Source organism: Halomonas sp. 3A7M (genome assembly GCF_014897875.1).
Taxonomy (GTDB): domain Bacteria; phylum Pseudomonadota; class Gammaproteobacteria; order Pseudomonadales; family Halomonadaceae; genus Vreelandella.
In genome coordinates, this window is record NZ_JABUZD010000019.1 from 48,885 (window position 1) to 71,627 (window position 22,743).

At 51.9% G+C, this 22,743-nt stretch carries 22 protein-coding genes; 10 read left to right on the plus strand and 12 right to left on the minus strand.

What is annotated here, in order from left to right; translation table 11 throughout:
• Window positions 1–47 precede the first annotated feature (47 nt).
• On the minus strand, window positions 48–1,688 hold the full coding sequence (locus INT19_RS01380; protein WP_193059435.1) for an SLC13 family permease: 1,641 nt from the start codon (window positions 1,686–1,688) through the stop codon (window positions 48–50).
• A gap of 270 nt (window positions 1,689–1,958) precedes the next feature.
• Between INT19_RS01380 and INT19_RS01385 the strand changes: the two genes are divergently transcribed.
• Window positions 1,959–2,579 (plus strand): CDP-alcohol phosphatidyltransferase family protein, encoded by a 621-nt coding sequence (locus INT19_RS01385; RefSeq protein ID WP_193059417.1) that lies wholly within the window; start codon window positions 1,959–1,961, stop codon window positions 2,577–2,579.
• A 145-nt stretch (window positions 2,580–2,724) separates the two neighbouring features.
• Here the strand turns inward: INT19_RS01385 and INT19_RS01390 are convergent, their stop codons facing one another.
• Window positions 2,725–3,054 (minus strand): hypothetical protein, encoded by a 330-nt coding sequence (locus INT19_RS01390; protein ID WP_193059418.1) that lies wholly within the window; start codon window positions 3,052–3,054, stop codon window positions 2,725–2,727.
• A 245-nt stretch (window positions 3,055–3,299) separates the two neighbouring features.
• Between INT19_RS01390 and sstT the strand changes: the two genes are divergently transcribed.
• The 4 genes from sstT to INT19_RS01410 all read left to right on the plus strand — a co-directional run bounded on the left by sstT (window position 3,300) and on the right by INT19_RS01410 (window position 6,185).
• Window positions 3,300–4,535: a serine/threonine transporter SstT gene (sstT, locus tag INT19_RS01395; protein WP_193059419.1), complete on the plus strand. Its 1,236-nt coding sequence runs from the start codon at window positions 3,300–3,302 to the stop codon at window positions 4,533–4,535.
• A gap of 69 nt (window positions 4,536–4,604) precedes the next feature.
• Window positions 4,605–5,135 (plus strand): helix-turn-helix domain-containing protein, encoded by a 531-nt coding sequence (locus INT19_RS01400; RefSeq protein ID WP_193059420.1) that lies wholly within the window; start codon window positions 4,605–4,607, stop codon window positions 5,133–5,135.
• A complete protein-coding gene (locus tag INT19_RS01405; RefSeq protein WP_193059421.1) occupies window positions 5,132–5,857 on the plus strand; it encodes an AzlC family ABC transporter permease in 726 nt (241 codons plus the stop codon). The genes INT19_RS01400 and INT19_RS01405 overlap by 4 nt, the downstream gene beginning before the upstream one ends.
• Entirely contained in the window at window positions 5,850–6,185 is a 336-nt protein-coding gene (locus INT19_RS01410; RefSeq protein WP_193059422.1) for an AzlD domain-containing protein, read from the plus strand. Before INT19_RS01405 ends, INT19_RS01410 begins: the two co-directional genes overlap by 8 nt.
• A 15-nt stretch (window positions 6,186–6,200) precedes the next feature.
• On the opposite strand, the gene INT19_RS01415 is transcribed toward INT19_RS01410, so the two are convergent.
• The 8 genes from INT19_RS01415 to INT19_RS01450 all read right to left on the minus strand — a co-directional run bounded on the left by INT19_RS01415 (window position 6,201) and on the right by INT19_RS01450 (window position 13,903).
• Window positions 6,201–7,490, minus strand: a complete 1,290-nt coding sequence (locus tag INT19_RS01415; RefSeq protein WP_146941951.1) for a TRAP transporter large permease — start codon at window positions 7,488–7,490, stop codon at window positions 6,201–6,203.
• Window positions 7,487–7,993, minus strand: a complete 507-nt coding sequence (locus INT19_RS01420) for a TRAP transporter small permease (protein ID WP_193059423.1) — start codon at window positions 7,991–7,993, stop codon at window positions 7,487–7,489. The genes INT19_RS01415 and INT19_RS01420 overlap by 4 nt, the downstream gene beginning before the upstream one ends.
• A gap of 76 nt (window positions 7,994–8,069) precedes the next feature.
• On the minus strand, window positions 8,070–9,056 hold the full coding sequence (locus tag INT19_RS01425; RefSeq protein WP_089039560.1) for a TRAP transporter substrate-binding protein: 987 nt from the start codon (window positions 9,054–9,056) through the stop codon (window positions 8,070–8,072).
• Window positions 9,057–9,212: 156 nt separating this feature from the next.
• A complete protein-coding gene (locus tag INT19_RS01430; protein ID WP_125750660.1) occupies window positions 9,213–9,791 on the minus strand; it encodes a peroxidase-related enzyme in 579 nt (192 codons plus the stop codon).
• Entirely contained in the window at window positions 9,788–10,282 is a 495-nt protein-coding gene (locus tag INT19_RS01435; RefSeq protein ID WP_193059424.1) for a CMD domain-containing protein, read from the minus strand. The genes INT19_RS01430 and INT19_RS01435 overlap by 4 nt, the downstream gene beginning before the upstream one ends.
• Before the next feature lie 48 nt (window positions 10,283–10,330).
• Entirely contained in the window at window positions 10,331–11,785 is a 1,455-nt protein-coding gene (locus tag INT19_RS01440; RefSeq protein ID WP_193059425.1) for an NAD(P)-binding domain-containing protein, read from the minus strand.
• Window positions 11,782–13,506 (minus strand): aminotransferase class V-fold PLP-dependent enzyme, encoded by a 1,725-nt coding sequence (locus INT19_RS01445; protein WP_193059426.1) that lies wholly within the window; start codon window positions 13,504–13,506, stop codon window positions 11,782–11,784. The genes INT19_RS01440 and INT19_RS01445 overlap by 4 nt, the downstream gene beginning before the upstream one ends.
• Window positions 13,436–13,903: an Lrp/AsnC family transcriptional regulator gene (locus tag INT19_RS01450; RefSeq protein ID WP_226924426.1), complete on the minus strand. Its 468-nt coding sequence runs from the start codon at window positions 13,901–13,903 to the stop codon at window positions 13,436–13,438. The genes INT19_RS01445 and INT19_RS01450 overlap by 71 nt, the downstream gene beginning before the upstream one ends.
• Before the next feature lie 601 nt (window positions 13,904–14,504).
• Between INT19_RS01450 and INT19_RS01455 the strand changes: the two genes are divergently transcribed.
• The 3 genes from INT19_RS01455 to INT19_RS01465 are packed head-to-tail and all read left to right on the plus strand — an operon-like array spanning window position 14,505 to window position 17,508.
• The gene (locus INT19_RS01455; protein WP_442311259.1) at window positions 14,505–15,473 is read left to right on the plus strand and encodes an ABC transporter substrate-binding protein; all 969 of its coding nucleotides are present in this window, start codon (window positions 14,505–14,507) and stop codon (window positions 15,471–15,473) included.
• Window positions 15,467–16,471, plus strand: a complete 1,005-nt coding sequence (locus tag INT19_RS01460; RefSeq protein ID WP_193059428.1) for a FecCD family ABC transporter permease — start codon at window positions 15,467–15,469, stop codon at window positions 16,469–16,471. Before INT19_RS01455 ends, INT19_RS01460 begins: the two co-directional genes overlap by 7 nt.
• Window positions 16,468–17,508, plus strand: a complete 1,041-nt coding sequence (locus INT19_RS01465) for a FecCD family ABC transporter permease (protein WP_193059429.1) — start codon at window positions 16,468–16,470, stop codon at window positions 17,506–17,508. The genes INT19_RS01460 and INT19_RS01465 overlap by 4 nt, the downstream gene beginning before the upstream one ends.
• Before the next feature lie 7 nt (window positions 17,509–17,515).
• Here the strand turns inward: INT19_RS01465 and INT19_RS01470 are convergent, their stop codons facing one another.
• Entirely contained in the window at window positions 17,516–19,657 is a 2,142-nt protein-coding gene (locus INT19_RS01470; RefSeq protein WP_193059430.1) for a TonB-dependent receptor, read from the minus strand.
• A 213-nt stretch (window positions 19,658–19,870) separates the two neighbouring features.
• Between INT19_RS01470 and INT19_RS01475 the strand changes: the two genes are divergently transcribed.
• Window positions 19,871–20,722 carry an ABC transporter ATP-binding protein gene (locus INT19_RS01475; RefSeq protein WP_089039570.1) on the plus strand — a complete coding sequence of 284 codons (852 nt, stop codon included), beginning with the start codon at window positions 19,871–19,873 and terminating at the stop codon, window positions 20,720–20,722.
• Window positions 20,719–21,669 (plus strand): sucrase ferredoxin, encoded by a 951-nt coding sequence (locus tag INT19_RS01480; protein WP_193059431.1) that lies wholly within the window; start codon window positions 20,719–20,721, stop codon window positions 21,667–21,669. Before INT19_RS01475 ends, INT19_RS01480 begins: the two co-directional genes overlap by 4 nt.
• Before the next feature lie 98 nt (window positions 21,670–21,767).
• Here INT19_RS01480 and INT19_RS01485 read toward each other — a convergent pair whose 3' ends face one another.
• Window positions 21,768–22,700, minus strand: coding sequence for a TRAP transporter large permease subunit (locus INT19_RS01485; protein ID WP_226924428.1), 933 nt, complete (start codon window positions 22,698–22,700; stop codon window positions 21,768–21,770).
• Between the last annotated feature and the right edge of the window lie 43 nt (window positions 22,701–22,743).

The following is a 22,743-nucleotide window of genomic DNA, read 5'->3' on the forward strand; positions in this document are numbered from 1 at the left end:
AAAAGCCCCGCACATGGCGGGGCTGAAGCAACAGTAGTGACTGGCTGTTAGTCGCGGAACGCGTCCGGATAGGTGGTTAGATCGATTCCCCACATGAGGGGCAATAAGAAATAAACCGCCGCAACAATCAGCAGTAGTGCGAAAATATTTAGCCAAAAGCCGTTGCGTACCATTTCGATAATTTTGATTTTTCCGGTCGCAAAAATAATCGCATTGGGGGGTGTACCCACCGGCAGCATAAAGGCGCAGTTAGCTGCCATGGCCGCAGGTACCATTAGTACGAACGGATGGATATCCAACGCCAACGCCAGCGAGGCAAGCACCGGAAGAATCATCGTGGCCGTTGCTGTATTGGAAGTGATTTCAGTCAAGAACAACACCATTCCAGCGGCTAACAAGATCACCAGCAAGAAGTTAACACCTTCCAGCACACTCATCTGACCACCAATCCAGGCGGCTAATCCAGAGGAACCGAAGCCAGCAGCAATCGCCAAGCCACCGCCAAATAGCAGCAGAATGCCCCAGGGTACGTCTTTGGCAATATCCCACCCCAGCAGGCAGCCGCCTTTGCTTGGCGAAGGAATTAAAAACAGCGCAATTGCCGCCACAATGGCGATCATCGTGTCGTTAATCCCCGGAATGGTGAGTATTTGGCCTTGCCACAGGAAAGAACGGGTAATCCAGAAAAACGCCGCTAACAGGAAAACAACCAGCACGGCTTTCTCTTCAAAGGTGATCTTACCCAGCGCTGCCTTTTCTTTAGCAATGAGCGCTTTGCCACCCGGAAGGTTGCTGAAGTTAATCGGGTAAATAAAGCGTGTCAGCATTAGCCAACCAATAAACAGCAGCACCACAACGACAGGGAAAGCAAACATCATCCAACTGGCAAAGGTAATTTCAACGCCAAACAACTCATTCACAATCGCTGCCAGAATAATATTGGGAGGCGTACCGATCAGGGTACCCAAACCGCCGAAAGTGCCGCCGTAACCAACGCCAAAAATCAGTGCTTTACTGAATTTATCGATGTCTTCGCTGTGATCACCCTCGCTCTTATTAAGCTCCTGGGTTACCTGATACACAATCGCGGTGCCAATAGGCAGCATCATCATGACCGACGCCGTGTTGGATACCCACATCGACAAAAAGCCAGTGGCCGCCATAAAGCCGAACACAATACTGTTAATGCTGGTGCCCAATACTGAAATAATGGTGAGGGCAATACGCTTATGCAGATCCCACTTCTCCATCGCCAGGGCAATCATAAAACCACCGAGGAAAAGGAAGATAATAGGATTGCCGTATGCTGCCGTAACCGCACTACTCTCAAGGGCGCCGGTGATCGGCAGCAATACAATGGGCAAAAGTGACGTAACAGGAATAGGGATGGCTTCGGTAATCCACCACACGGCTACCCAAAGCGTGGTAGCAAGCACCATGCGGCCTTCTAAGCTAAGCTCCGCCGGGTGAAAAAACAGCAGTACGAAGGCAAACAGCATCGGCCCTAGCACTAGCCCAACCTTTTGAGCTGTCGTATAGGCAGGTGGCTTTGGCGGTTTGCTACCCGAATGTTGTTGCTCACCTGACGTAGCAGAGGATGAGCGTCCAGCGCCAGCGGCTGGCAACGCGCACATAAGTAGGTTTTTGGCTTGGTCATGGGAGTGCCAAAGCGACTCCCAGAGTGTCATGGTGGCAGTTCTGCGCATTATCAAAGTACCGTTCTCAGTCAGGTGATCGAAAGGGAGCTTCTCACAGCAACCCCCTATGGCGTATTTAAACCAGACTAGCTGGTTTTTGGTGCCCTTTATTCACTGCAGCCAAGTATTAGTCCAGCGAATTGACGAAAACTACAACCAAAGTCTAACAACCTTAGTTGTAGCTACTAGCGCGCCTTCCCCTGATGTGACACTGCGCTTTTATCCCGGTAGTTTTGAGTCTTTTTCTAAGGAGGTACTCACGTGCTCGACCGTTTTACTATGCCGCTGACCCACCGACCACTTGCCAGTATGGCTGAGCACCTCAACCACCGGCAGATTACCCCTGACCAAGTTACCTTAGTGGCTTTTTTAGTGGGTATGAGCGCGCTACCGCTATTAGCCTTTGAATATTATGTTTTGGCACTGATGGCGATTTTGTTGAACCGCCTCGGTGATGGGCTTGATGGCGCGCTTGCCCGGCTAAGCGGCCAGCAAAGCGATGCGGGTGGATTTATTGATATCGGGTTGGATTTTGTCTTTTATGCCGCAGTCGTACTGGGGTTCGCGCTGGCTAACCCTGGGCAAAATGCGCTAGCAGCCGCGCTACTGCTATTCGCATTTATCGGCACGGGAACATCGTTTTTAGCCTTTGCTATTGCGGCGAAAGCACGCAATGCTGAGCGGCCAAACTTTCCACAAAAAACATTTTACTATTTAGAGGGATTAACCGAAGGCACAGAAACCGTGATCGCGTTAGTGCTCTTTTGCCTATTTCCTCACTATTTTCCATGGTTAGCGGGGCTATTCGCAGCCGCTTGCCTAATCACGACTGCCACGCGGCTATGGGGAGGCTATTGGACATTGCGGTCATGGCCAAGGTAATAATTCTATCTCTGTTCGATTAAAAGCCAATCTCGTTCTTATCACGTCACTAGCTAACCAATGCCTATATAAACGGCTTGCCTCTATTCCGAAGATTCATCAGCAAGGGCGCTGTTAGGGGAGGCAAACCGTTGGGAATTTTTTATCAGTCTAAATCATCTAGCGTAACCACAAGATCCCGGGTTGATACATCTACCTTCCAGAAGGTGTAGCTGTCGTCGTCTTCATCGACCAAACGAATATCGAAGATAGGACTGTCATAACCCGTAATCGCCACCCGTTGAGTATCACCATCCATCAGGACATCATTACCGAGCACATCCTCTTCCCAGCTTTTCGAATCTGTTGGGCTTATATACATGTAATACAAGATATAGCCCGTACGATTAGTGATATCGATGTGGTAGTCGGCAGCCATTGCAAGCGAAGAGCTACACAGTATCAGCAGTGCAGCGAATAACACTTTAATGCGCATTGATAAGTTTCCTGTTCTTTTCCCTTTTAAGAGAAGCGATAGATTGCAACGTAGGTATCGCCAAGAGCCAAACATAGCGATCAGAACGATTATATCGTCAGTTACTTATCTAACTGGGCGCCCTCCCCAAGTTTTTCACCCAACTGCCCGCGAGATACTCACAGCTGGTAGAATGCTGCCCCTTTCAGGCACGTCCACGGCCTATCGCCACAACGTTTCCCCTTCTACTACCTGAGAGTCGCGCAATGATCGCCACCATCTACACCGTGTTTCAGCCACTTTTCCGGCTGGGCCTTATCCCACAGATTTTAATTGGCATTGTTACCGGGATATTCATCGCCCTTTTCACACCGGACATTGCAGGCAATGTGGCACTGCTTGGTCAGCTATTTATTGCCGCGCTGCAAGCAGTGGCCCCTATTTTAGTCTTTGTGCTGGTTACCGCTGCCATCGCTGCACACAAGAAAGGTCAACCCACTCACATTCGCCCCGTGCTCATACTGTATGTGGTAGGCACATTAGTCGCTGCGCTAATTGCAGTGGCGGCAAGCTTTCTATTCCCTACCGAACTTGCATTGAATGCGGGGCAAATTGACGGCAATCCACCTGGGGATATTTTTAGCGTTCTAAGGGATCTGTTATTAAATGCGGTGGCTAACCCGGTAAGTGCGCTAATGGAAGCGAACTTTATCGCTATTCTGGCATGGGCCATTGGCCTTGGTTTAATGCTACGCCAAGCCAGCGACACCACCCGTCAAGCGTTAAGCGATTTATCCACTGCTGTCACCCGCATTGTCACGCTGGTAATTCGCTTAGCGCCGATTGGCATCTTTGGCTTAGTCGCGGGAACCTTGGCAGAGTCAGGGGTAGAGGCATTGCTCAACTACGCCCAACTGCTTGGTGTCATCGTAGGCTGTATGCTGTTTGTTGCTCTTGTTAGCAATCCGCTGCTCGTTTACCTCACTACCCGTCAGAACCCTTACCCACTGGTGTTCACCTGCCTGCGCGGCAGTGCCATCACCGCCTTTTTCACCCGCAGCTCAGCGGCGAATATCCCCGTAAATTTAGAGCTGTGCCGCCGTCTAAAGCTGGATGCCGACACCTACGCTATTTCTATTCCGCTCGGCGCGACGATCAACATGTGTGGTGCCGCTATCACCATAACGGTAATTACCTTGGCGACCACCCATACGCTAGGCATTACCGTCGACTTCCCCACTGCCCTACTACTGTGCGTGGTGTCTGCACTGGCTGCCTGCGGTGTTTCAGGCGTAGCCGGTGGTTCGCTGATGCTCATTCCGATGGCTGCCAACCTGTTTGGCATTCCCACAGAAGTCGCCATGCAAGCAGTGGCAATTGGCTTTGTCATCAGCGTGGTACAAGACGCGACCGAAACCGCGCTGAATTCCTCAACGGATGTGCTGTTCACTGCAGCAGCTTGCCGAGCCCGTCAACCTTCCAGCTCTGACCACACGTTATAACGCAATTTGATTGACTTCTCGCTGTTCCTTATATAGAACGTTCTATAAAAGGAACAGCGAGATAATAGAATGGATGAGCACTCACTAAGTACCCTAGGCCAGCATTTGCAATCCCTTCGCCAAGCGCGAGGTTGGTCACTCTCCCACCTAGCCAACGCAGCAGGCATTGCCAAATCGAATCTGTGTCGTCTGGAACAAGGTAATGGCAACCCCACCCTGGATACCATCTGGCGGTTAGCAGTGCAGCTTAATGTCCCCTTCGGCACCCTGGTTGCGCCTATCTCTGTGCCTTTAGGTGAAGATGGCGTGCAAGTTCAGTTAATTGACCAGGGAAAAGGCTCGCCTCAGGTAGATGCCTACTGGATGCGCTGCGCTCCCCATACCCTGCGCCACGCCGAAGCTCACACCCTGGGTACTCAAGAAACGCTGATCCTGATCAGCGGCTGGCTCGAAGTCGGTCCAGAAGGGACGGTTACTGCGCTAGCCCCTGGCGAAAGCATTACCTTTAGCGCTGATGAGCCTCACTTTTACCGCACCCAAGACCAAGAGGCCACCATGCTACTCACCATTACTTACGGCGAACAGGGGGATGCACCATGAACCAAGTTGTCAGCCACTCGCCGTGGCGCAGCGCGCTGCAAGGCGTGCAGGAAGCGATTCCGCTATTGGGTGGTTACATACCGGTGGCGCTATCGTTTGGTTTGGTGGCTAGCCAAGCAGGCTTTAGCACATGGGAAGCCACAGCCATATCAGCGCTGATTTACGCGGGTGCTTCGCAGTTTTTGTTCGTGGGCATGATCGCCACCGGCGCACCACTATGGTTGGTGGTAGCAATGACATTACTGATTAATGTGCGCCACATGGTGTACGGCCCTAACCTAGCCGAGCTGTTGCCACGCAGCCGCCACTGGCCATGGCTAATGCACGGCCTAACCGACCAGGTATTTGCTCTGGCATTAACCAGGCTTCCGCAGTTGCCTGACGCGAAGCGCTTTAGCTGGTTTGTAGGTGCATCGTTACTGGCGTGGGGTGCGTGGGCAGTGGGCACTGCCGTGGGAGCTACCGCTGGCGAAGCATTTACCGCCCGCTGGCCGTTGTTGGGTGAAATTATGCCTTTCGCGCTGCCTGCACTCTTTCTCACCATGGTGGCTCCGCGTTTTACCGATAAACGTTGGGCAGTAGCAATGGGACTCACCATCATTGCTGCGCTGTGTTTAACGCTGACTGGATGGGGCAATGTGGCCATCCCACTGGCGGCTGCCTGTGGCGCGCTGTGCTTCTATCTGGTGAAGTTTGAAAAAAGGAGAGGGAGTAATGAGTAGCGCGCTGTGGTTAGCGGTGATGATATCCGCGATAGGTACTCTGCTGATGCGTGTGGTGCCTTTTCTATGGATGCAGCGCCGTATAAATAGTGAGACAGGCATTAACAATATGCCTCAATGGCTAAGTATTCTCGGCCCGCTGATGATCGCCGCTGTGCTCGGCGTTTCTATCGTACCAGTGAGCCCGAGTGCCGTTTCATGGATAGCCACTGCTATCGGTCTCTCCGTCACATTATGGGTATGGTCGCGGCTACGCTCATTAGGCTGGCCGGTCGCAGCTGGGGTGGCGGTATTTGGCATCGTCGAGGTGGGGGTAGCGCTAATATAACGCTACCCCACCTTACTAAAACGCTTTTGGGAACACTAATTGCGGTAAATACAGGAAGACGCTTGGCAGCAGTATCATGGCGATAATGATCGACATAATGAGCACTATTAGCGGTATTACCGCCATAAAAGCACGCGGCATGGAAACCTCGCCAATCTGCGTTGCGATAAGCAGGCAAATACCATAGGGAGGCGTGATCAACCCTAAGGTGAGCGATAAAATCACTACCAGCGCCATATGGACCTGGTTGATATCAGCCGCGATACACAGTCCCTGAATAATGGGGAGGAAGATAATAACTGCTGTTACCGGACTGAGGACGGTTCCAATCACTAACATGAACAGCATCACCAACAGCATGATGCCCACCCGCGATTGCGTTACGGTGAGGATAAAGTTAGCGACCTCCTGAGCGATCCCCAAGTACGAAATCAGCCACCCCATAATGCCTGCGGACGCGACAGCAAACATCGGTAACGAAAAGGCCACAACCGAGTCTGACAAAATGCCGGGAAGCTGCCTAAAACGTATCGCTCGATAAAAAACAAAGGCTAACAACACGCCTACCAGAACCGCTACCGAAGCTGCTTCCGTAGCAGTGAATACGCCTAGGGTTATGCCACCTAGAACCACTAGCGGCAGCACCATAGGTGGAGCAGCGGTGATCGCAGTGCGCCCCATTTGGCGGAAAGAGAACTTACCCGTTGCTTTAATATCGTGCTTTCTCGCGATGTAATACACATATCCCATCTGCATCAAACCGACGAGTATCCCTGGCAGAATGCCCCCCATAAACAGAGCACCCACTGATACGTTGCCAAAGGCACCGTAAATTACCATGAGAATCGAGGGCGGAATGATCCCCCCCAGCACAGACGATGCAGCCGTCAATGCCACAGCAAACGGCGCGGGATAGCCCGACTTCTTCATAGCCGGAATGAGTACCGCCCCCACGCTGGCAGTATCTGCAGCTGCAGACCCCGAGAGGCTGGCAAACATCATGGATACCATGACATTGATGTGGCCCAGGCCGCCACGGACATGCCCAACAGTACTATCCGCAAAGCGTAGCAGACGATCGGTGATGCCCCCGTCGTTCATCAGGCGCCCTAACAGTAGGAAGAAAGGCACGGCCAGTAACGGGAATGAGTTAATGCTGGCAAACATCTGATTAACGACCGATGTTAAGGGCAGCCCCAATTGCATGATCGTCAATATGGAAGCCAAACCAATCGCAAAAGCGATAGGGACACTCAGGCCGATAAGAATCAGAAAACTGCCAATCAAGGTAATCAATGGACTCATGATTCGGGGGCCTCTCCACTACTGGCCGCATCTCTACCAGCACGCAGCTTGGCGATATCATCGCGAATAGTCTCAATAGAAAATAGCAACATGGAGATACCTGCTACGGGAATCGCGGCGAACACATAGGCCATGGGCGTACCTAGCGCTACCGAGCGTCGGTTCCAGCCCATATCCACCAGTACATTACCGTGCACAATCAGTACATAGATCACGGGCAGACAGGCTAAGCTACCGAATAAGCGTAATACCCGCTGAGTAATAACAAAGTTTGGAGGAAAAACGTCCACCACATAGTGCCTACGCTTACGTAGTGCAATGGCCGCGCCAATAAAGACCGCCCAAATGAAACAGGCCATAGCGACTTCATCGGTCCACGATACTGATATTTTCAGGTAGTTACGTGCCACCACCTGATAGAGCACCGTTAGGATAAAGGCTGCAAACAGCGAGCCTGCGATAAATGTCAGGAGTTTCTCCAACAGATCGTTTATTTTCCGCATTTTTCTGCCCTTACATTGGCGCACTGCTTGCAGATGAGACACAAAGCAGCACGCCAAAGCGCTGATGGATCGCGGTTTACAGGTTGCGAATCGTGTCAAGCAGCTCAGTCAAACCACGTTCCTCAGCAAACTCGTCATGCAGAGGAACGACCGCATCAATGAAGGCCTGCTTGTCGACTTCGGTCACCGTTACCCCCAGATCCTCGAATTCCTGAATAAACTCCGCATCGTACTCCACTCCTTTTTCAGTGCCGAACTCACCCGCATGCTGGGCCGCATTGAGAATGATGGCCTGATCCTCTTCCGAGAAGCGATTAAAGCGGTTCTCGCTGATGGAAATATGGCTCATCATCACCTGATGTTCGGTTTTGGCATGATAGGGAGCTACTTCATAAAGGCGGCTTGAGTAATAGCCACTGATGGTACTCTCGAAGGCCCCCACTACGCCGGTTTGCAGGCCAGTGTAAATTTCTGTCCATGGTAGCGATGTCGTCAACGCGCCGACTGATTGCCACATCTCAGCATCCAGGCGCGAGCCTGTGACACGCATCTTGATACCTTGCAGATCCGAAGGCTGGGTGACAGGTCCGGTATTGGTACTTAAATTGCGCGTTCCCCCTCCTGTCAGGCTCAACAACTTCAAGCCTACCCCTGACTCCTGCATAGCGTTGGCGAAGTAGTCAAACACGGGCGAGTCGGGAGAGGTGGCAGCCCGAAATTTATCCATATCTTCAAACAGATAATTAAGACTGAAAATTTCAAATTCAGGGGTATACGGCGAAATATTCATCACACCGCCAATGATCATATCGGTGGTACCGATACGAATCTCATCGACCATTGTCTGGTCATTACCCAATTGGCCACCTGGGAAAATCTGTACATCGATACGCCCATCGGTCGCTTCTGCTACTTCGGCTTTAAACGCTTCAGCAGCATCAATCCATGGGTGAGGAGCACTTACTACCGTGCCCAGGCGTAAGGTTTCTGCCATAGCAGGGGAAATAAAAAGCATGGAAGTTGCGGCTGCCAGGGCCAAGCGCGAAAACGTACGTTTTGTCATGGGGACGTTCCTCTTATAGGTTTACTAGCTGTCCATAGGTGCTAACTGTCTATAGGTGCTAACTGTCTATAGGTACTAACTGCCGATAGCGACTAGCTGCCGATAGATACTCGCCAGGGATGTGCCAACGTTTTAAAAAGCGGGTGCTTGCTTAAGCTATGCTCCCGATACAGGTTCACCAAGGGTGTGCATTAGCCGGTTTGCCCAGCCAAACAGAGTGGTTGAGAGGGTAAGATCCAAAATTTCCTGATCATCCAGCCCTGCTTCACGTAGGCTGGCAATATCATCTTCGGTTACTTTGGGAGGGCACTCAGAGAGCCGCATGCCGAACTTAAGGATGGCACGCTGACGTGCATCGATATCCGCCTTTTCGCCATTGAAGAAAATCTCCTGCATCACCCGCTCATCACGCGTCAGGTTGTTATAACGCTGAGCATGCACGGCAGCGCAGTAGATACAGCGGTTGACGACCGATGCTGCCACCGCTCCCAGTTCCCGCTCTTCACGGGATAACCCCCCCTTGTCATACATGATGCCGTTAAATAGAGACGTGCGAATACGCAGCGGCTCAGGATCATGCGCCAACACCAATACATAGTCGGAAATTTTGGTGTTGGAAGGCGTCTCTTTCAGCGCTTCCCGTTGAGCAGGCGTCGCCTGATCAAAATCAATCGGGGTGATATGGGGACGCCACGTGGGTACCCGGGTGGTGAACTTGTGAATGACACGACTCATTGGCTTTTCCCCATCACACTCAGCACAGCAGCAACGCGCAGCTGGTAGTTAACGAAAGCAACCAGCCCGGCTAAGCGGACAATATCTGCTTCATCAATGCCTGCGGCACGTAGCGAACCGATTGTTGCTTCGCTGGCATCCCGTGGTCGTTCGGTGACTAAATCAACGTAATCCACCATCGCTGCCAAACGCTGGTTATCCGCCGGTGGCATTTGCACTGGAAGAGCCAGTTGGTAAGGGTCGGCATCATCGCCATACCCGGCAAGCAAATCAGCATAGTGCTGTGTCAGCCCTGCTTGCTGGCAAATTCTCGCCATACGACATGCCAGCGCCGCTCTTAAGCTGGCGGGCAGGTTCCCGGCATCACTGGGTAGCAGCGCTGCTTCATAGGATGCTTGTGTCAGCTCCATTAACTTGCCGCGCATGGTCAGAGCGTCGGCCAGCGGGCCGCTGCTGGGCACGCCAGCGTCTGTTTCAAGTACATGTGACATTTCGGTTCCTTAACATTGCAATACAAAGACGATGTTAGCGCTACGCATTCAAGGCAATGGGGAAGGCTCCCACTCATCCCCCAGTAGTTCCGGAGAGTCGTAGTGTTCGAGTAGCTGCCAGTGACGTTCGATGTCTTCTCGATAAAAGCCTGCGGCAATTGCGCCTGCCAGCCAGTTGGCTCCTTCGCTGATCCCAGGAATGTCACCGCTGACTTTGCCTAAACTAATAGAGGCACCATAGTTGAAGCAGTGGATATTACGCAGCCAGGGGGCCGCTCCTGGCTCTCGCTCCTGGAAGGCAAAGTCGCGATCTACGTAAGGAAAATTGCCCAGCTCTTCGTGCTGAAGCTCGGTGGGTGGCTGATATCGATCACGCCACAGCAGAATACGATCGGCATACCCTGCCAGCTCGGTACGAGCCAGTGGGTCAACTTCAAACCCAGTTCCCAGAATCAGAAAGTCGCAGTGAACCTGTTTGCCCTGCTGGGTCGTGATCACCACTTCCGACCCTTCAACTCGAATATTTTCAATGCCACAACCAAAGTGAAAATAAGCATTCTCATGGCGGCTGACGCGCAACGTCGAGCCACGAGGAGGCGGCGTCTGAGTGATAAAAGAGTAATGCATAATGCGCCAGCGCCACTCATCCGGCAGTGTTGCGTAGCCATGAGTAAAGCCATAGGAGCCAATACCCATCATTTTGTTGATCGTCGGCATCTGCTGACGGCGAATCAGGAAGCGAACCTCGCTGGCTCCATGCTCCAGCGCCTCAGCAGCATTATCAATCGCCGAGGCGCCTACCCCCACCACGACCACACGCTTCCCTTTAAGGGCAGTAAAATCGATATCGTCCGCAGTGTGCGCCCAGCGAGACGCCGGCAAACCAGCAACGAAATCGGGAATCTTGGGGGCACCGGTACCTTCACGGCCAGTCGCCATAATCAGTTTGCGTGTTAGAACACGTTCAGCCGTCGCGCCTGGGCCAGAAAGCTCAAGACTAAGTAGCTCTCCCTCGGGCTTAACATGCTCAACCTTGACACTATTTTCGACCGGCAGGTTGAGAACTTCACGGTACCAGCAAAGGTACTCCATCCAAGTAGGCCGCGGAATCTTGTCAAGAATTTCCCAGGCTTCGGTGCCAAACTGCGCCTCATACCAAGCCCGAAAGGTCAGTGAGGCAAACCCATAGCTGGGTCCTGGTAATGTTTTCGGCGAACGCAGTGTCTCCATACGGGCATAGTTCATCCAAGGCCCTTCTTTACCCGCCGGGTTGCGATCAAAAATACGGATATTGGAGATGCCTCCCGACAGTAGCGCGAAAGCCGCTACTAAACCGCACTGACCACCGCCCACAATCACGACATCGTAAACGTGCCGCCCATCCTCTCTCTCTAATGAGGGGACCCAATTAGCAGGCGGCAGGTTCAGACAGGCGAGGTCGTGCTTCACACGTGCATTCAAGGCTTCAAGGCCGGCACCGGCCAAAGAGGGAGTGAGGGTCATGGCATCATCTCGGCTTGTGTCTGCATGGCCTGTTCGGCTTCATGGGGCCACCAGAACCAACGAACGGGTACATCTTCAGCATGGCGATTAGCGGGTAAAGGCAAGGCTTTCGCCAGTTCAACCAATTCAAGCACTCTGGCAAAGCAATCAAGCACTTTGGCCTCGTCAGCTGTTCCAACAGATGCATCCTTAGTGAAAAGCGTATCCAATAGGCATGGCGTTACTGACTCTTCGGATTGAGCTGACGCATCAGGGCGCTGGGCAACCCAAACACCACTATGTTCATCCACAGAGTAAAGTTTCATTAATACTGGGGCATAACGCGCAATAAACTCGACCGCTGATATTACATAGTTAGCCGACTCATTGCTAAAAAAGAAGTTAAATCCGAGTCTTACCCAACCTGGGCGATATATGCTTCTACCTTTTTGGACTAACGCTTCATGCGCTGCAGCCGTATCGCTATCAATGGAGAGCAGTTCATGACCATAAGGGCCCGCGCAGGAACAGCCACCTCTAGCCTGAATACCGAATAGGTCATTCAACATGGCAACCACGAGGTTATGGTGTATCGCCCGTTCTCCAGCAGTGATATTAAACGAGAAGATGGCCAACCTGGGCGCATCAAGTGAGCCAAGCAGGTTTAAGTTAGCTATTTTTTGCCAGCGCTCCACCGCCATGGCCACCAATTCTTGCTCGCGCAGCTCAATGGTCTCAGTGCCAACTTTTGCTTTGATACGGAACGCCAACCCCGCGCGAATGTCACCCAAAATATTAGGTGTACCCGCTTCCTCCCGACGCTCGACATTCTGAACATAGCGATGATGGGAGGCAGTTACATAGGATACCGTGCCGCCCCCGGCAATGGACGGCTTCGCATTGCGGCACACCGCTTTGCGAATCACCAGCACGCCGGAACTCCCAGGCCCACCGACAAATTTATGAGGAGAAAGGAAGACGGCATCCAGATGATCGCCTTGGCCGCTGCCTGCCATATTGATCGCTACATAGGGCCCACTTGCCGCATAGTCGAACACAGCCAAGCCGCCATATTGGTGCGCTAACTTGGCTATCTGGGCCACGGGCGACAGAATACCTGTGACATTAGAAGCGGCCGAAAACGCCACGACTTTAACGTCGCGCTCGGCATGTGCCTGCAATTGCTGTTCAAGCACCTCCAGATCAACAAGACCATGGCTATCCAGAGGAGTACGTACCAGATCAACATCGCACTCACGCCATACCAGATCATTGGAGTGATGCTCATAGGGGCCAACGAAAACAACCGGCTTAGCGGCCTTCGCTGCCACTTGCCCATGGGTCAGCTCAAGAATGCGACAGCAACGGTCTATCGCCGCGGTTGCACCAGCACCAGCAAAAATGACCGCATATTCGTCATCAGCACCTACAGACTCCGCCACAGCTTGGCGAGCAGCTTCCCGTAGCCGCGTGGTCATTTTTCCGGTGTAAGAGGTTTCAGTATGCGTGTTGGCATAGAGAGGCAACACCTCTTCCTGAATTGCCCGCTCGACGATATCCAACGCCCTTCCCGATGCCGTGTAATCGGCATAGAGCAAGGGGCAGTCTCCAAATGGGCCGGGGATCAAGCGCCCTTCTCCAATAACCCCACTCTGTAGGCGCTCTATCCACTCACGAGAGATCGCCGAGGGGGAGCTCGGTGGTTTTCTTGACTTGTTCCATTGAGAAGCACGATGTGACATTACTGAGCTCTATTTTCGCAATCAGCCTTTTATAAAAGGCGTCATAAGATTGGTTATTACGCGTAATGACCTTAAGTAAGTAGTCGTATTCACCTGCGAGGCGATTAACTTCTACGATCTCAGGAAAGTTTTTAACCGTCTCCTGAAATGTATCAAGCCAAGCTTGGTTGTGTTTATCCGTTTTAACCATCACAAACACAGTAAGACTAAGATTCAATTTCTCAGGGTTCAGTACGGCAATTCTTTTTTCTATAATTCCGTCTTTTTCCAGCTTTTGTATTCGCCGCCAACACGGCGTAACAGAGAGACCAATTCCTTCTGCAAGCTGTGCAATAGAAAGACTATCATCGCGCTGAAGCTGTTCAAGAATTTTTAAATCAAAACGATCAATAAGCAATTTATTTCCCCTCTATACGATTACAAGGAATTTTATTCTTTATAGCCTTTCCTTCATACGGTCAAGAGAAATAATTTTTCACCAGCAGCCCAGTTAAAACCAACCAAGTGCTTACTCCGACTAAAAGGGCATCCCAAAACGGTGTAACAAACAATATGCTGCACCACAAAGAGCAATACATAAGAGTTTAAAGTCGAGCCCACTAGGAATTAAAAGCACGATTGATTAAAGCTCTTTAACCGTTCATGAATATATACGCCCTTGAACACACACTCTTGAACACATAGGCTCTTGAACGCATAGGCTATTGAACATATCCGTAGCAAACTACTTTTTAATCGCTAGAGATATCAGCCTCCCAGTGGCTGCACTTATTCTATGAATGCAGGCCGAATCTGCTACTTTATCAAAGCCACTATCCGCTCGTTGAACCGCTCAACAGCCAGCAGAACGCACCATGTTTGGGCAGATGGAAGACCTATATCTGATAATGCTTTACATTAGCTTTTGACACATGCCATCATTCTGCTTTTAAAACGTCTAGCTACCTGTGACACGTATGCCAACAATACACTCTCATTGCAGCAAGGCTTGGAGACGTGTGTTGCTACTAGCATGCGCGGCGCTGACAGCCTTTTTCGTGCTAACCAATCCGCTGCAAAGTGCTGCTCAGAACGGTAATCACGCCCCGTTCATATCGGCGCCACGCATCGTCACGCTCTATCAAGGTGCTACCGATAGCGCTGTCGCCCTGGGCCTTAAGCCGATTGGTGTCGTCGACTCCTGGTTAGAAAAACCGATGTATCGTTACCTGCGTGAACCGTTGGAAGGCGTCGAGCATGTCGGTTTGGAAACCCAGCCCAACCTGGAAAAAATTGCCTGGCTCGATCCTGACTTGGTCATTGCCAGCGACTTTCGCCATGCGCGAATAGCACCGTTATTGGCAGCCATTGCACCCACGGCATCTACCAACACCGTTTTCGGCTTTAAAACCACGTTGACGATGATCGCCAATGCCACTGGCCGCGAAACGGAGGCCAACCAGTTACTTCGGCACTGGGATGACCGCGTGAGCGATTTCCGCCAGCAGATAGCCGCTGAGTTGGGCAGTGAATGGCCTCAGAAAGTGGCCGTGGTGCGTTTTAAAAGTGACCACGTGCGCATCTATACTCACGGCTTTGCTGGCTCTATTTTAGATGAGCTTGGCTTCGAGCAGCCGGATACGCTGCATACTCAAGGCTGGGGAATGAAACTTTCCAGCACTGAGAACATTCCTGTCCTGAATGCCGATGTTATGTTTGTGCTGCTAGAGCCGGACGATCCTGCCATTACGGATAATTACCAACGCTGGACAGCTCATCCACTATGGCAGCGGCTTTCAGCGGTGCAAAACGGGCGCGTATTTGAAGTCGACCCCGTCAGTTGGATGATGGGCGGTGGCATCCTGGCGGCCAACGCTATGCTGGATGATCTTTATGACCATTATAAGCTGCCACAGCCTGAAGCCCAGCAACATCAGGTTTGCTTACCTCGCACCATCGATCACGGTGGGGAGCACTTTCAATGCTAAACAGCGCCGCTGCAAAAGGCATGGGCTTGGTCATTGGGGCAGTGCTAACGTTTGGTGCTTTTTTCGCTAGCGTGATGTTAGGCACGACGGAGATTGCCCTATCCGCTCTGTTCGACTCACTCACCCACTATGACCCTGCCAACGTATCTCACATCATTCTATTGGCTGAACGCTTACCCCGTGCCGTGATTGCCGCCCTAGTAGGCGCCAGCTTAGCTATTGCAGGTGCGCTAATGCAAACCATGACGCGCAACCCACTGGCATCGCCGGGTATTTTGGGGATTAACGCTGGCGCAATGTTTTTTGTGGTGGTCGCAGTCTCACTGCTGCCGCTTCACACCCCTGCTCACTATGTATGGGCAGCCCTGTTGGGCGCACTGGTCGCCGCAAGCATTGTTGTGCTGCTTAGCCGGGGCCGCCACGGCGAGCTTTCACCACTGCGCGTTGTGCTGGCAGGGGTGGCGGTCACGGCAATGTTTGTATCATTTAGCCAGGGACTGCTGGTGATTGACCAACAAAGTTTTGAGAGCGTTCTTTACTGGCTGGCTGGCTCTGTCTCAGGGCGCGACCTCTCGGTGGTTATGCCCTTGCTGCCGCTCTTCGGCGGGGCACTGCTACTCAGTGGGCTACTTGTACGCCATGCCAATGCGCTGCTGCTGGGAGACGACATGGTCACCGGGCTTGGCATGCAGGCCACCACCATCAAACTGCTGCTAGGGCTTATCGTGATCGTGCTAGCAGGTAGCTCTGTGGCGCTGGCAGGCATGATTGGGTTTGTGGGGTTAATTGTGCCCCACATGGCACGGGGACTATTTGGCATTGATCACCGCTGGCTGCTACCCGCTTGTGCGGTACTGGGCGCCTGTCTACTACTGCTGGCCGATATCGCTTCACGGTTTCTAATGCCGCCTCAGCAAGTACCTATCGGCGTCATGACCGCGCTTATTGGCACGCCCTTCTTTATCTATCTGGCGCGACAAAAGATGGCTGGCCAATGACGCAAGAAACAGCACTCCCCCTCAACCACACGACAAAACGCAAAAGCGCCCGCTTCTTGAACAGCCTGCTGCTGTTAGGCTGTCTGCTTTTCTTCAGCGTCAGCGTATCCCTCTGCTTGGGTAGCTTTCCCACACCACCTCTACAGGTTTTACATACGTTGATCGCTCCCCAAAGTAGCGATATCGCTTTTATTATTTGGGAGCTAAGACTGCCTCGTATCGTGTTGGCGATACTGGTCGGTGCCGCCTTAGCGGTGGCAGGTGCTATTCTGCAAAGCATTGTGCGTAACCCGCTAGCATCGCCAGATGTCATCGGCATCACCAGCGGCGCGGCGCTAGCAGCAGTGCTGTTTTTAGCCCTGCTCAGCACGACCCTTAGCATTCGCTGGCTGCCTGTTGCTGCCATGCTCGGTGCGCTGGTGTCCGCTCTATTGGTGGTCAGTTTGGCGTGGAAGAGCGGCATTAGCCCAGCACGTATGGTATTGGTGGGTATTGGGTTGGCAGCTGCCATGGGGGCTGGCACTACCTTATTAATCGTCATTAGCGATGACACTGCGGCCATGACGGCCTATGTGTGGCTCACCGGCAGCCTTTACGCGGCGCAATGGGAAGATGTGTGGGGTCTATTGCCGTGGATATTAGTCGCAGCGCCTATCAGCCTAGCCTTCGCTCGGCATGCGGATGCCATGGCGCTGGGCGACCATGTGGCCGAAGGGCTTGGCGTGCCTATTCTGCGCAGCCGAATAGTATTACTGGCCTGCAGCGTGGCATTAGCTGGTGCCGCCGTTGCGTTTGCGGGCGGATTAAGCTTTGTGGGATTAATTGCGCCCCACTTAGCGGCTCGGCTAGTAGGGCGCAACCTGGCACGATTGGTGCCCGCCTCAGCGCTAGTTGGGGCCTTGATCGTTCTAAACGCTGATTTGTTAGGCCGCGTAGCCTTTTTACCCAAAGACTTACCCGTCGGTATTTTCGTGGCCGGGATAGGCGCGCCCTTCTTTGTGTATTTGCTGCACAAGGCGCGCTACCGTCCTTACTGAACTGGGGTTAAAAATCGACGCGATAACCGAAGGTCACTGTTCTACCGCGTCCGGCAAAATAGCGCTCGTCGTTCACCAGTGCACTTTGTGAGTAATAGCTAACGTACTGCTCATCAAGCAGGTTAGCGATGCCGACGTTGACCTGTCCAACGGGAAGTTGGTAGCCCACAGCGGCATCCATCAACAGATAGCCGTCAAACTCACGATTGGCTTCGTCGAAGGTTTTATCGAAGGCATAGTTAGCCTGCACAAAGGTGGAAAGGTTATCTGTCCAATTGGCAGACCAACTGGCCGTCAGGCGATCTGGCGAGACATCCAGCCCAGACAGCTTGGCGTCTAAACTGCCATCATCATTACTGTCGTAGCGCCCTTCCATATGTGAGTACGCCAAACGGCCGGTGTGCTGGTCGGTAAATTGATAATCTACCGAGGCCTCAAAGCCCTTAATTTCAGTCTCCTGACGCTGCATATAAAAGACGTCGTCGACTTCCGTGAGTCGGCTACCGAAGTCGGAGGAGGACTCGTAATAACTAAGCTCAGCGGCTAAGCGGCCATTCTCAAAGCGAACGCCTGTCTCGATATTGTCGGTAACAATCGGACTTAGGTTTTCAATGCTATTAACCGATTGATTAGGGGTACTAATGCCCCTCAATGCTCGGCCTACATCAGGAATAGAAAAACCTTCAGAGTAATTGGCAAACAGGCTCCAATGATCCACAGGTTTCCACACTGCGCCGACGTTATAGAGCGTTTCATTGAAACTAGGGTTACCACCGGCAACATCAACACTATTGTTAGCCGCCACCGTCTGATAGTCATTGATCTTTAGCTTGGCGTACTCATAGCGCGCGCCAGTTGATAGCAGCAGTGAATCCACGGGCCTAAACTCAGCCTGAATGAAAGGCGAAAGATCGGTGTACTCTGTTGGCGGCACATAAGTACGGTCGGACTGATATAGGTACTGTTCGGTTTCATCAAACAGCGTATCAAAACCGCCCGTTAAGGAGAGACGATCGTTCAGTAGATCATCTTTAGTCAGCGAGACTTTAGTACCAAACTTGCTCGTTGACGCCATGGTTTGGTCGTAAAAAGATCCCACCGGGGCAATCGCAGGATCCTGGAAAGTCGCTGAGTTGGTTGCCCCAAACAGCGCCTCATAATCCTGATAGAACGCCTGGGCACTTAAACGCATCCCCGCCAGGTCATAATGATCGTAACTTAGCCCTGTGGTCCAAACTCGGTTATAGGGGGCATCACCTTCGGGGGTGCCACGCTCCGACGTCGTTACCACACCATTGGCACGATCTCCCGTTACGCTCACATAGTTATTGTGGCCCTCAATATTGTAGTGATTGAGGGTAAATTGCAGGCGTTGATCGTCGTCAATCCAGTAAGCCAGCTTACCTAAAATATTGAAACTGCGAGAGTCCATCAGGTCGCCCTGGGTATTGTCCACACCCACAGGGTCACGATTTCCATCCAGGAATAGCCCCTGATCTTCAAGGCTGGCCGAAAACAGATAGTCCACATCACCGCGATTACCACTGACTCCATAGCTGGTTTTATAGCTGAGCGTATCGCTATCTAACTCGCTGGTGGGAGTCGTTATCTGAACCTCAGCATGCTGATTAAGCGAACCCGGCTCTGGACGTTTAGTGATCAAGTTAATCACGCCACCTGCCGCTCCCACCCCATTAGTGGCATTAGCCCCTTGAATCACCTCGATCTGCTCAACCATGGAAAAGTCGATCGTGTGTGCTTCACGACCCGTTGGGCGAAGAGGGTTCGACTGTGGAATACCGTCAATCAGAATCAACGGCTTACGCCCACGAAGGGTTTCACCGCTACCAGTCATCTTTTGGCGGCTGGGGGAGTAAGAGGGCAGCAGGTTACTTAATATCTGCGATGAATCGCTGGTAATTTGCAACTGCTGAGTAATCTCTTCCTCGCTGATAATACGCACTGCCTGAGGAGAGTCTTCTTTTGTCGAGTTCGTGCGCGAGGCCGTCACAACCACCGTTTGGTTTGCATCACCTCTCTCGCCTTGTGCTTCAACGATTGCTGGCGACTGAGCATGTGCCTGGGTAGCCGCTACCAACCCAGCAAACGTTACTGTTGGCCAAAACACGTGGCGTTTTTTTATCGACATCCGCTTATTTTCCCTTGCAGTGAGTGAGTCGCCCAAAAGACAATGCACATCTAAATGATAACAATTAGCTTGTGCATATATTACCAACATGGCTTCATCAACGAAACACGTCGTTCGATTTATCGAAATGTATAGAGCTGGGACAAAGATTTGAAAATGAGAATATTTTGTCTTACGGTGCTGGCTGCTTAGATCATGCAGGCGATCCTTCCCATGACACTCTCTTCCTGTCTTACACCACGGCTTAGAGGTGAAAGCCTTCATGCTGGTTATGAAGACAAACGCGTGCTAGACGGTGTCGATATCGGCATACAGGAAGGCAAGCTAACGGTCCTTTTAGGGCCGAACGGTAGTGGCAAATCCACGCTGTTAAAAACGCTGGCGCGTACACTCACGCCAAGCGCTGGGCACGTTTATCTGGATGGCAAAGATATTCACCGCAGCAATACGCGGGAAGTCGCTCAACGGCTTGGTATTCTTCCCCAGGGGCCGGTCGCCCCAGAGGGGCTGAGTGTGCAACAGCTGGTCGGAATGGGGCGTTTTCCGCATCAGAGAATGTGGCAAAAAAATGCCGAACAGGATGCCCGCGCAATTCGCGAAGCCATGGCCTACACCAACGTGACCGAGTTTGCTGAGCGCAACGTCGATGCCCTTTCCGGTGGGCAGCGCCAGCGCTGCTGGATTGCTATGGTGCTGGCTCAACAAACGGATCTGATCCTGCTGGATGAACCCACCACTTTCCTGGATCTCAAAGTGCAGGTCGATTTGCTGGCGCTACTGTCACGTTTGGCCCATGAGCATGGCCGCACGCTGTTACTGGTGCTTCACGATCTGAATCTAGCCGCCGCCTACGCTGACCAGTTGATCATGATGCGAGATGGAAAGATCATCACCAGCGGCACGCCTAGCGAAATATTTACCGCCGCCAATCTTAAGCGCGTTTTCGATCTGGATGCCCACGTACTTCACGACCCGGTAAGCAACAGCCCAGTGTGCGTTCCCCATAAATTCACGGCTAACACCCAACAACAGCACACCGACTCGGAAGAGCATATCGCCCTATGAAGCATACTTTCTGCGCCGACCTCAGCCGTGAACAGAATGATCCATTAGCTGGGAGCGCTGCCCATGCCGAACGCAATCTATTAATCAGTTGGCCGCGCGCAAAGTGGCTGCGCAAGTTGCGCCATGCCAGCGACATGAACGATACGCTGAAACAGACACTAGATGACATTGCCGATAGCGGCCTACGTATTAACCTGATTCAGCAACCGGGAATGGATAAACATCAGCACCAAGTATTCCTGATGCCAGAACGACGGCGCTTTCTGATCGCCCGCCATCACTTAGAAGACTTTTTAAGCGCTCTGCAAACAGGCAACAGCTTGGCAGAGTGGGAACAGCCCCCGCTAGAAACCGACCTACTACTCTGCTGCACCCACGGCACAAAAGACAAATGCTGCGCCAAGTATGGCTACCAAACCTATAAGGCACTGGCTCAAACGATTGCTGACCACCAGCTACCGTTTGAGGCTTGGGAAAGTAGCCATCTGGGGGGCTGCCGCCTAGCAGCCAGTTTGATTTTGCTGCCCAAGGTGCGCAAATACGGACGCATTACCCCGGCACAAGCACTGCCCTTCCTGCAGGCAGAAGCGAACGGCCAACGCTACTTGCCTGGCTATCGGGGCAGCTCACAACTCACCCCCGCCCAACAGTGTGCAGAATTAGCCGCCCTGACTCACCTAGGTACCCAACTAAGTACGGATCAACACCAACCTCAGCTAACGCTGTTGGACGATAGCGGCAGTGAGCAAGAACGCCTAATACGCTGGCAGTGGCAGCGGGGAAACGCTCAAGGCCAACTCAGCGTGCGCTGCCAAGCCACCACCATCATGCGAATTGACACCTGCGCCGACCTTGAACAAGGGCCCATGGAAAGTACCGTTTGGCGGGTAGCTGAGGAGCGCTATGGTCGCTTTAATCGCCTGAGCCTTTCTAATAGTGACTATTAGCTATTTCAGGCATATGGCATATACCGACAACAACATGCCATATACATTATGGCTAACGTTAACAGGTGGACGGAAGCCCACCTGTTATGACTTATTACTTAAAAACCCACAATCTTATCAGGCAACCATGTAGCCATTGTAGGAAACAGTACAACGATAGCCAGTGTTAGTAATTGCACAGCGATAAAGGGCAACACACCTTTGCACATTTGCCCATAGGTAATATCACTAGGGGCAATTGACTTTAAATAAAATATTGACGACGCCATAGGAGGTGTCAGGTAGCTCGTTTGGATTGTTATCAACACTAACGTAGCAAACCAAATAGGGTCGATACCAAGCTGTTTAATCACAGGAGTAAATATTGGCACGCAAATTAAAACGATAGAGGTCCAATCAAGAACGAATCCTAGCAAAAAGGTAACCGCTAGGAAAAATAAAATAACGCCTGCTGTACCACCACCTAACCCATTGGCTATTGCCGATACCATTTCTCCACCACCGTTGACTGCAAAAATACCCGTAAACATCGTACCACCGGCTACTATAAGAAGTATCATAGATGTAATGCGTACGGTAAGAGATAAAGAGTCAGTAAGTGAAGATATCGTTATACCACCATTAATTATTGCTAAGATCACTGCGCCTGCAACGCCAACTGCCGCTGCTTCTGTTGGGGATGCAATACCACCCAACAGTGACCCAAGCACAGCGAACATTAATAGCAAGGGTGGCACTAACGCTTTCAGTGTAATTCTTATTTTAAGAGCAAAGGGTTTATCATCGTCAACAATAGTAGAGACTGGGCCATCTTGAGGGCGCAGCCAGCATCGAACAATTATGTAAGTAGCAAAAAGAGAAAGCATAAGAATGCCGGGGAATATAATCGCTGCAAATAAGGCACCTATCGACTGCTGAGCGAGCGCAGCATAGACGACTACGATGACAGTAGGAGGTATAATTGTTCCTAAAGAACCTCCGGCACAAACCGTACCCGCAATCAGTGAATTATTATATTTATAGGCTCTCATCGGTAGTTGTCAAGAAATCTGTCGCCTCTGAGGTCTTTTAGGC